This window comes from Pseudomonas sp. 2VD, assembly GCF_005503585.1.
In the GTDB taxonomy this organism is placed as follows: domain Bacteria; phylum Pseudomonadota; class Gammaproteobacteria; order Pseudomonadales; family Pseudomonadaceae; genus Pseudomonas; species Pseudomonas aeruginosa.
Map to the genome: position 1 here is coordinate 1 of NZ_SCND01000603.1, position 1,963 is coordinate 1,963.

The window sequence follows — 1,963 nt, forward strand, 5'->3', positions numbered from 1 at the left end:
GACGAGCATCCGGCGGACGCGAGTGGCGGCAATGCCAGAGCGCCCAGAAGGCCAGTTCGAGAGGGAGGGCGAGTGGCTCCAGTTCCAGCCAGCGGCTGTGCTTGCGGGGTAGACGCGCGGGCGTTCCGGCCGGGTTGGCGGAAGGCTGGTAGGGCAGGGTGCGCGTCGTCGGTAGGTGCATGAAGGAAAACTGGGCCAGGGGTTGGAACAGCCTCGCACAGGCTGACGGGTGAATTAAATGTGCTTTTTACGACCTTTGCTTGAGCGAAATCGAAACCGAAGGAAAAAGAAGGGCGCCCCCGAATGGGCTGAGGAGGCGCCCGGAAAGCGGCTCAACCCTTGTCGGCCTTGCCCGCGGCGGCGGCGAACCTGGCCAGGCGTACGTCGAGATGACGCGGGCGCCGGCCGACGTCTTCGGCGTGCTCCTTGCGGCGGATCGCGTTGCGCACCATCAGCGAACCGACATAGCGGATCGGCTCCGGCGGGAAGCGACCGAGCGGTCCCTGGGTCAGCGGCGAACGGGTCCAGGGATTGTCCAGGCCGAGCGCCAGCGAAGAAAGGATCTGCCCGCCCATGTGGCATGGGCCGACGCCGCTGCCGGAGTAGCCGAAGCCGTAGAACACATTGTCGCGGCCGTCGAGCCGGCCGAAGAACGGCAGGCCGGTCACCGAGCGATCCGATGGACCGTTCCAGCTGGCTTCGATGGCGACCTCGGCGAACTCGGGGAAGAACTCCCGCAAACTGCCGCGTAGTTGCCCGAGATACGGTGAGGGGCGGTCGAACACCGGCAGCATGCGTCCGCCGTAGGCGAAGGTGTTGCCGCCCTTGCCGAGCATCAGCCGGCCGTCCGGGGTGTTGTGGTAGTAATGCACGAAGATCCGCGAGTCGAGCACGCTGACCCCGCTGGTCAGGCCGATCTCCTGCAGCAGGTCCGGTCGTGGCTCGGTGATGAGCATGTCGCTGGAGACGATCGCCACGCTGCGTTCGAACTGCGGGAAGGCCCTCGCCATCCAGGCGTTCAGCGCCAGCACCACGCGGTCGGCGACGACCCGCCCGTGGGGGGTGACCACTTCCGCCGGGCGGCCGTGCTCCAGTCCTCGCATCGGCGTACCTTCGTACAGGCGTACCCCCAGTTGCAGGGCGACCCGGCGCAGGCCGCGAACCAGCTTGCCTGGCTGCACCGTCGCGGCAGCCGGCGAGAACCAGCCTTCCAGGTGCCGGCGCGAGCCGGCCAGGCGTTGCACGTCGGCCAGCGGGCGCTTGGCAAAGGAGTTGATGCCATGGCGTTCCAGGGCGGCGATCACGCTGTCGGTGCTGCCGACCTGGGCCGGGTTGGTGGCGGTATAGAGGGTGCCGTCCAGCCGGTAGTCGGCCTCGACGTCGTAGCGCTGGCAGAAGGCGCCGATGGCCCGGATGCTGTCCTCGGAGGCCTTGACCAGGCGGATCGCCTCGGTGAGCCCGAACAGCCGTTCCAGGGTGAAGAATTTGGCCGACCAGGACAGCGCGCAGCCGCCGTTGCGGCCGCTGGCGCCGGCGCCGCAGAGGTCGGCCTCGACCAGCACCACGTCGAGTCCGGGATCGTGCTCCTTGAGCATGATGGCGGTCCACAGGCCGGTGTAGCCGCCGCCGACGATGCACAGGTCGGCGCGGGTATCGCCGGCCAGCGGCGGGCAGGGGGCCGCATGTTCGGAGCGTAGGGCCTGGTCCAGCCAGAAGGGTCGGAAGGTCATGGCTGTGCTCTCACTGCGGACGGGCGGCGACGACGATCATTTCCACCCGCCAGCGCGGGTCGATCAACTCAGCCAGGCTACAGGCGCGGGTCGGCGCCCGGCCTTCGGGAAACCACTGGTCCCAGACCTGGTTGAGACCGGCGTAGTCCTCGCGGTGGGCGAGCAGGATGCGTACCGAGAGCACCTGGCCGCGGTCGCTGCCGACGCTCTGGAGCAGCCGGTCGATGTTCTCC

General features: G+C 68.5%; 3 protein-coding genes. All 3 read right to left on the reverse strand.

The window, feature by feature from the left end:
* On the reverse strand, positions 1–181 hold a 181-nt coding region (locus tag FFS27_RS33465), incomplete at its 3' end, for a hypothetical protein (RefSeq protein ID WP_137952530.1).
* A gap of 151 nt (positions 182–332) precedes the next feature.
* Complete coding sequence (locus tag FFS27_RS32295; protein WP_003087356.1) at positions 333–1,730, reverse strand: FAD-dependent oxidoreductase; 1,398 nt, start codon at positions 1,728–1,730, stop codon at positions 333–335.
* 10 nt (positions 1,731–1,740) lie between these two features.
* The coding region (locus FFS27_RS32300; protein WP_256659879.1) for a Rid family hydrolase at positions 1,741–1,963 on the reverse strand (223 nt) is incomplete at its 5' end.